Source organism: Hoskinsella mucinilytica (assembly GCF_045223415.1).
GTDB lineage: Bacteria > Bacillota_I > Bacilli_A > Erysipelotrichales > Erysipelotrichaceae > Hoskinsella > Hoskinsella mucinilytica.
This window is the reverse complement of the sequence record NZ_JBEQZJ010000044.1, coordinates 23,923-32,513: the sequence shown is the minus strand read 5'-3', so window position 1 is coordinate 32,513 and position 8,591 is coordinate 23,923. Positions and strand designations below refer to the sequence as shown.

The 8,591-nt window shown below is 34.7% G+C and carries 7 protein-coding genes; 4 read left to right on the top strand and 3 right to left on the bottom strand.

Annotated elements, in window-relative coordinates; all coding sequences use genetic code 11:
- The first annotated feature begins 96 nt into the window (after positions 1–96).
- Positions 97–1,803, top strand: a complete 1,707-nt coding sequence (locus UGRO018_RS14610; RefSeq protein ID WP_416327233.1) for a sensor domain-containing diguanylate cyclase — start codon at positions 97–99, stop codon at positions 1,801–1,803.
- 39 nt (positions 1,804–1,842) lie between these two features.
- On the opposite strand, the gene UGRO018_RS14605 is transcribed toward UGRO018_RS14610, so the two are convergent.
- From UGRO018_RS14605 to UGRO018_RS14595, 3 genes are all read right to left on the bottom strand, one after another.
- Positions 1,843–2,634: an acyltransferase domain-containing protein gene (locus UGRO018_RS14605; protein ID WP_416327232.1), complete on the bottom strand. Its 792-nt coding sequence runs from the start codon at positions 2,632–2,634 to the stop codon at positions 1,843–1,845.
- Between the two features lie 5 nt (positions 2,635–2,639).
- Positions 2,640–3,641, bottom strand: a complete 1,002-nt coding sequence (locus tag UGRO018_RS14600) for an alpha/beta hydrolase (protein WP_416327231.1) — start codon at positions 3,639–3,641, stop codon at positions 2,640–2,642.
- 98 nt (positions 3,642–3,739) lie between these two features.
- Positions 3,740–4,897 (bottom strand): helix-turn-helix transcriptional regulator, encoded by a 1,158-nt coding sequence (locus tag UGRO018_RS14595; protein WP_416327230.1) that lies wholly within the window; start codon positions 4,895–4,897, stop codon positions 3,740–3,742.
- A gap of 158 nt (positions 4,898–5,055) precedes the next feature.
- Between UGRO018_RS14595 and UGRO018_RS14590 the strand changes: the two genes are divergently transcribed.
- From UGRO018_RS14590 to UGRO018_RS14580, 3 genes are read left to right on the top strand one after another with little or no spacing between them, the layout of a single operon-like run.
- Positions 5,056–6,381, top strand: a complete 1,326-nt coding sequence (locus UGRO018_RS14590) for a PTS sugar transporter subunit IIC (RefSeq protein WP_416327229.1) — start codon at positions 5,056–5,058, stop codon at positions 6,379–6,381.
- The gene (locus UGRO018_RS14585; protein ID WP_416327228.1) at positions 6,381–7,517 is read left to right on the top strand and encodes an SGNH/GDSL hydrolase family protein; all 1,137 of its coding nucleotides are present in this window, start codon (positions 6,381–6,383) and stop codon (positions 7,515–7,517) included. Before UGRO018_RS14590 ends, UGRO018_RS14585 begins: the two co-directional genes overlap by 1 nt.
- On the top strand, positions 7,499–8,473 hold the full coding sequence (locus UGRO018_RS14580) for an alpha/beta hydrolase (protein WP_416327227.1): 975 nt from the start codon (positions 7,499–7,501) through the stop codon (positions 8,471–8,473). Before UGRO018_RS14585 ends, UGRO018_RS14580 begins: the two co-directional genes overlap by 19 nt.
- Positions 8,474–8,591 lie beyond the last annotated feature (118 nt).

The following is an 8,591-nucleotide window of genomic DNA, read 5'->3' as shown; positions in this document are numbered from 1 at the left end:
TATAGACATTTAACATATCATTTGTTAAGAGTTTGTAGTGCTCTCTATATATAATGAAAGATAGGAAGTAAGCATTCCTTCATAAGGAAGAAAGGAATGGATTTGCTAAGAATAGAAGAGGATGTTATGAAATCAATTCAAACGAAATTTATGTTTTTGATCTTAAGTAGTGCAATCGTATGTGCATTGGTCATTGGTGGAGGAGCCATTCATAGCACCACACGGGTAATCGATGATTTTTCTGAAAGTTTTATGAATGCACAGTGTCGAGAAGCCGCAGAAAAATTCAATAGTAAATTAGCTAGAATTGAACAATCGGTAGATACACTTTCAACTTTTGTGATAGATCAATTGGAAAGTGTCAATAAATTAAAAACAGATGAGAACTATGTAGAAGAATATACGAATAATTTAGAGCCGACAACATTGAATATTGCGAATCATACGGATGGGGTTCTCGCTGTTTATGTACGTTTTAATCCTGAATTCACAAAGCCGGATTCCGGATTGTTTTGGAGTAAATCTAGTACAAATGGTATATTTCAAAAAAATGTACCAACGGATATTTCTAATTATAGTCCTGAGGATATCGAGCATGTCGGATGGTATTATCTACCGATTGAAAATAAAAAAGCAATGTGGTTAGAGCCTTATATGAATAAGAATATCAATGTTTTGATGATTTCTTATGTTATGCCTTTGTATAAAGGAAATGAAGTAATAGGCGTTGTAGGAATGGATATTGATTTTCGTATATTCGAGAAGTTATCAAATAATATTCGTGTGTATGATACAGGATTTTCCTTTCTTAGCAGTGAAGATGGAAGAATCATTCATCATCCTACTTATGCGTTACACACAAATATGGTAGATATCAATACTGAATTTTTACCTTTGGTACAAGAATTAAAGAGAAATACTAGTGTAGAACATTTATTTTCCTATACGCTCAATGGAGAAAATAAGAAAATGGCGTACACTACTTTGGAAAACGGCATGAAGCTGGCGATAACCGCACCGACCCAGGAAATTAATAAAGAAAGAAATCATTTAGTGATTCAAAGTGGTATTTTGCTGTTTATTATCACGATTCTATTTGTTTGTATCACTTATGCAGTAACAAAACGATTGATCAAACCATTACGTGAGTTAAATGAAGCCGCAAAAAAAATTGCGGAAGGTGATTTAACGATTACATTATCGCAACAATCAAAAGATGAGGTAGGAATGCTTACAAGCAGTTTTCAATTGATGGTAGATCAATTACAAAAATATATCAATTATATCAATGGATTGGCTTATCGAGATGCTTTGACCGGGGTAAAAAATAAAATGGCATATCAAGAACGGTGTAATCAATTAGAAAAAGAAATGCAGACAGGACATCCTGAGTTCGCAATTGTAATGTTTGATATCAATAATCTAAAAATTGTAAATGATACCCTAGGTCATGCTATCGGAGATATGTTGATCGTAGATGCTTGTCGTTTGATTTGTAAAATATTTCAACATAGTCCTGTCTATCGAATTGGCGGTGATGAGTTTGTCGTAATATTAGAACAATCTGATTATGAAAATAGAGATCGTTTATTAAAGGATTTTGAAGTTAATATGAGAGAACATAATGAAACAGCTTGGAAGGAATCTGATTTTTCTATCGCTTGGGGAATGGCTGTATATGATATCAATATGGATTTCGTTTATGAAAGTGTATTTAAACGTGCAGATGATGCCATGTATCAAAGTAAAGCACACGAAAAAAAGCTTATCAAACGCAATGATTTGAAAAAAGGAGAATCTTGATAGATATAAGATTCTCCTATATTAAACGGTATGTACATATTAATAGATGAATTCCCCTGTGGCCTCACCAATCTTACCACCTTTTTGAAGATATTGTTTCATATTGACTTGAAGTGTGGTTTGTTGGGGCAATCGATCGTATGATTGATCAAAGGTATGATATACCCACATCATGAATTCTTCGTTTTCTTGATTCCAATCAATGATAGAAAACATTTGTTGGAATTGAAGGATCGAAGAATTGTTTGGTAATAATTCCTTTAACGCAGGACTTAATAGCCATGAGCAACAACGATAAGGATACGCATCCAAAATAGGTTCATATGTATGGAAAAACTGTTTCGCTAAAGAAATAGAGGAAAGACAAGCTTGTTTGCTTAAGATTGCATCTGAAGGAATATGAATCGATATACAATGAGCATCGTGATCTATTTCATACTCTAATATGCCAAGTCGAAATAATTGCATAGATAATTGTCTGCCAACCCAAAAATCACGATCAAATCCATATTCACCAAAGCTTATCTTATGCTCCTTTATAAATCTGGGGAAGCACTTCATCGTGTCTATAAAGATGGAGAATGGTATATGTTTCGCTTGATAACGTTGATAGGTATATAAACAGGCGTTTAACATACAACATAAAATGAAATAACCATGAGGATCATTTTGCTGTTTTAACGCATTCCATGTAGTTTCCCAAGTTTCGATTTTTGTGAAAGATAGAATTTGATTTTGTGGAAGCTGTTCTATTGCTTTTTGATACTTCATTACTTCAGATATGACGGAAGAAGGAATATCCAATATGTCCATAAGCTCTGTTATTGTCATTAAGATCACCCTTTATTTTCTTGAATAAATTGTAGTACCATATTGAAATTTTTCAACCCCGCTTCTTCATTCAAATGAAATTGATATTCATGTAAATGTTCACCGGTTTCCCAGAATAAAGCTGTAACGGGAATCGATTTGTTTTCTAATAAGGTTTTTGCTTTTTTTGCTTGATCTAGAAAGGAATTACGATTTCCATCAGTAAGATAGACCGGTGGAAATAAATCATCTATCGCAGAAAGAAAATCAACATGTTGTAGTGTAAGTGATGTTTTCCAATCCTTGTGATCGAGATAAGCCCATGCGCATTGACGATATAGAAAATTAGAGAAGGCACTATCTGTTTCATCAAACATGGAAAAATCTAAAAGTCCACAAAAGGAAATTGCACCTTTTAGATGATCTGGATCAATTGTTTGTTCCATAGCAAAGTATTGACGATAGGTATCATTGGTTTGCGTCACTGCCCATTGAAAAGCAATATGAGCACCTGCGGAATCACCACCGATAAATAAATCATCCGTCATTGGTAATTGTGTTTTTAATTGTGATAACTCTTTGACCATATCATTAACCTGTAAGATAGGTGTAGGATAAATTGCTTCTAGTGCAAGTGCATAATTCATTGTAATCACAATATTTCCTTTTGCGGCAAGTGCAATCGCAAAGCTTGTCATATCTTTTTTATCGCCACCAACGAAGGCTCCTCCATGAACCCATAACATCACGGGATATTTATTAGAAGTATCTTTCGGCATATAGATATCATAAGTAGCGTTCGCATACTTTGAAGGATACCTTTGATCCTTTTGAGATACTACTTGGGAAAGCATCGTCTGATAATCCGGATGAAGTCCATAGGATACACCTTGTTCACCACCATCAAAGGCTGTTCTTGTAAGATATGCGACAGGCTTTGGTGTTATCTGAATCAAAAGGAATGCACCGATTAGAAATAGTAGTATCAAACCGAAAGCTCCTAAAAGTATACGTTTGAACAAACGCATAAAACCACCTTCTTTCTAAGATATTGTAATCATATCCGATGGTTTCTTTCTGTCATGATTTTTAGATTTTTATCAATATTTCACTATCTTTTATTGAATTATAAATATTGGAAATTGGTTTGGCGAAATTCCTTTGGTGTTTGTTTGGCAATTTGTTTAAAACGTTGAGTAAAATGACTTTGACTGGTGAAATTTAAAAGGGTGCTGATTTCCTGAAAACTATAATCTGTAAATAATAAAAGATGCTTTGCTTCTTCGATTTTTTTAGAAAGTACATAATCACTCAAGGTCATATTGAGTTCTTTTTTGAATCTAGAAGAGATATAAACGGTGGTACGACCTGTTTCTTGTGCTAGATCAGCTAAAGTGATTTTTTCATATAAATGAGAATCAATATAGCGTAAGCATTGATTGATCATGGTAGAACATTGCTTGGCAGTAGTTGAAATGAGGTCACAAAACTGATAGCTTGCGTATCGAATATAGGCAATCCCTTCATTTGAGGTGTGAATATCCTTTAAACCTTGAATCAACGCATCAGATAAAGAGAAAGACGAATCTAGTGGTACTCCGCAAGAGATGGCAGTTCTTGTTAATAAAGTGATCAAAGATGCGAACTTTAACTTGATGGCTTCCAAAGGCTCTTCCGATAGATGTACGATATAGGTACGATCAATTTTAGAAAAGATCCAATCGATTTTATCTTTTCTGTTGCGTTTCACATAGTCGAGATAGCGTAATTCAAATTGATAGGAATCTCTGGTTTCATCATGACTTCTTCGATTGTATAGATTTTCCTCAAACACTTCTTGTGGAGAATTGGTCTTCTTATGCGTGCGATCATAAGATATGGGAATCTGTTCTTTATCTAACAGCTTACCAAGGCATAGTGCATAAAAACATGCACAATAATTCTGAAAACTATTTAAGGTTTCACTACTGATATAATCATGTAGGGGATCAGTGCTTAAGGCTTGTTGAAAAGAGGCATCCAGTAACATACATGGCCCCATCAATATTCGATAAGTAACATGATCCATCTCATAGAGAAAAGAAGCTGCGAGATACTCATAAGTATGAACGATATGTAAAGGAAATGCATCCTCTTGAAAAAGATAAGAAAAAACTTCTTTCTTATTAAGGATAGGGGAATAGCTTGGAAATAGTAATTTATTTTCAAGTGTAACAATATTGATGGGAACATAGGTACGTTTATAAAAGGTATCCGCAATATGCTTAAAATCTTGTAGATTCATAAAAAGTCCTCCTTTCTTAAAATTATTACATAAATATTAAAATTATGATATAGCATGTATGTGTTCCATTATATAATAAAGCCGTAACAAAAGTAAAGCGTTTACATGAATCGGCCGAATGAATTTGCTTTACATGATATGAATAGGAGAGGTAACTTATGAAAAAATTTGAACAATTTCTTAACGACAAAATGATGCCGTTAGCTGAAAAAATGACAAACAACAAAGTATTAGGGGCATTGATGGAAGGTTTTATCAGGTGTTCCCCAATCACTTTGGGAATCGCTTTTATCACGATCATCGGTAATTTTCCGATTCCCGCATGGACAACATGGCTAGAAGAAATCGGTATCATGCAGCATGTGACTGCGATAACCAATGGTGCTACCGGTGTACTTACGTTATATGTCATCTATTCTCTTTCTATGGCTTATGCAACACGTTTAGAAACGAACGCCAAAAATGCCGCAATCATTTCTCTGGCTTTCTTTATTATGATCATGCCACAAACGATTACCACAACCGTAATGGAAAACGGGCAGGCTACAGAAACAGTGATCAATGCTTTGAAATTAGATTATCTAGGTGGGCAAGGTTTATTTATCGGTATGTTGGTGGCACTTCTTGTGACACGTTTATATGCATTCCTTGCAAGTAAAAATATTATGTTTAAATTACCGGAAAGTGTTCCTGCAATGGTATCACAATCATTATCACCCATCTTTGTGGTAACCATTATCTTTGTATTGGCATTTGTGATTCGTGTTGGATTCAGTTATACTTCCGCAGGTGATATCATTAATTTCTTTATTCAAGTAATCAATGCACCGTTATACTCACTTGCCGCAAGTCCATTATCCATTATTCTGATCATGGCCTTACTTGCAATACTTTGGTTCTTCGGTATTCATAACGCTGTATTACAAGGTCCTCTTGGTGTTATTTCTTTAACCATGGTTACAGGAAACATTCAAGCATTTCAAGCAAATCAAGAGCTGCCTTTCTTGCTTCCATCTGTCATTTATGGTGCTATGATGGCTTCCGGATTTATGGGCTTTGTTATTATTTTAATGTTTAAAGGAAGATCTGCGAAATATCGACAATTAGCAAAATTATCTTTCATCCCATCTATATTCAATATTACAGAACCTATCATGTTTGGTATGCCGATCATCTTAAATCCAATCTATTTTATTCCACAATGTTTTACCCAGATCATCACAGGTTTTGTAGCTTGGGGCCTTACTTCGACCATTTTACCGATTCAGTTAAATCCATTTATGTCTTTACTACCTTGGACAACACCTATTTTTGTGAAAATGCCACTTGCCGGCGGATTAAATTATACGATTTTAATGGTTATCTGCTTTGCTATCACGATTTTGATATGGTATCCGTTCTTAAAGGTTGCCGATCGAAGAGAAGCACAATTGGAAGAAGAAGCAAACAAACAATTACATCAGGATTCTGTTGAGGTAGCATAATGAATCAGAAATGGGTCACATGCTGGTCAAAGGCACAACGAGGTATGGGCCTTGTGGCTCATCTCTATCAACCTCATCAAGAAGTACAGGTCAAAATACCTAAGGCATCCGCATGTAAGCTTCGCTTTGCATTTGCATATGATCATCATGAAGTCATGGTAGATCATGTAAACATTCAAGCAGGAAACAAACAATATCAGGTATGCTTTCATAAGAAAAGTTCTATTACAATATTTCCCATGCAAAGCATATTAAGCGATGAAGTAATCTTTGAAGATACAGTAACTGAATGCATGATTTCCTATGATTTGATAAGTAACCCAATCGTATCAAGTGGTGTTGCTATTTATCCATATGATGAAATGAAAACAGATAACGATGTCTTATATGGACTATGTGGTATTGACATATTAACAGCCAATATAAAAGGAGCAATCAGAGTGATTGGAGATTCCATTACAGAACAAGGAAATTGGACCACTCCTTTAAAGGCATGGTTAAGGAATCAAGGTTATGTTTTATTGAATCATGGCATCAGTGGCAATCGCTTATTACATGAGTTAAAACAAGTACATATCGATGCGACACATACCTATATCTTAGAAGGTACGACAAAGGAAGGAAATAAAGGAATGTTTCAAAATATTGATGTGATGAATCAATGTTTTGGTATTGCAGGAGTAAAACGTATTCAAGAACAGGTAATCAAACAAGATCAAGGAATTGTTATACAGCTATTTGCTTTAGGTACCAATGATCTATATCAACCGGGAACCTTTTGTGCTGATATTGATGAGTTACCTACATTAGAAGAATATATGAAAGCAATAGATCAAAGTATACAAGCTTTGAAGACGCAAGCTGATCGTATCCTTCTTCTTGCTATACCACCCTTTTTACACGCAGATCAAGTAGATGAGAAAAAGGAAACACTTAGAAACAGTATCAATCAGGCATATCAAAAATTATCTAACATAACCGATGTTATACTCTTTGATGATGTACTATGTGATGATACTAAAGCTTGGAAAAAAGGTTATCATCAAGGCGATCATTTACATCCAAGTAAATCAGGAGGTAACGAAATGGCAAAAAGAATCGAGGAGGTGTTGAAACAATGGCTTTGTGGATCGTAATTTTCATCATATTCATTGCCGTTATTGGATATGTATTCCTATGGACACCATACCCTTTTGTATGGCTACTTCGCCATCAAAAAGAAGATCATCACAATAAGGCACCTGATACAATAGATGAAATAAGAAAAGATGTCATCATACAAAAAAGTTTCGTATATCCTTCGAATTATCCTAATAACACTTACGATTTGTATGTTCCAAAAGAGAAACAAGCTACCCATGTTTTGATTTGGATCCATGGAGGTGCATTTATTGCCGGGACGAGTGAAGGAACCCGAAATTATGCGATACAATTAGCGCATCAAGGGATCATCGTTGTCGCAATGAACTATGCCTATGCACCACGCTATCCATTTCCTGTACAGATCAAACAGGTAGATGAGTTATTGGTTCATTTAGAAAACATGCGAAAGCTTCCCTCAAATATACCTTATGTGATTGGTGGCGATTCTGCGGGTGCAAACATTGCGGCTAACTTCACGAATCTTTTATTCCAAGAAGCCTTACGCAAAGAAACACAAATAGAGTTACATTGTACAAAAAGGATACAAGGACAGCTATTATTTTGCGGACCTTATGATTTTTGTGAAGATGTTCATCAAGAACAATTTCAAAGTTTTAGAAAATTCTTTAACTATATTGGTTGGTCTTACTTAGGTAGTAAACATTGGGAAACATCATTAAAACGAAAACTTGCCTCACCACTTCATTTTCTGAGCGAACATCATCCGGCAATGTATATAGTGGATGGGAAGAAGTATTCCTTTTTATGGCAAGGAAAAAAGCTTGCGGAAAAAGGCAAACAATTAGGTATATCAGTAAAGAGTGACTTTTTTGAGGAATGTCCTCATGAATTTCAATTTGATTATCAAAAATATCCGACACAAGCCAATACGGTTTTACGGCACTCGTTAGCGTTTTTATCTACTATCAAACAAGATAAAAATTCATAAATGCTTTACTACATTTGACAAATGGATAGGATAGCCATGAAAATATCATATTATTTTAAATGAAAGAGACCATGTTAAAAGGTTTGTATATATAATATCAAGAGCCAAATACCAATGA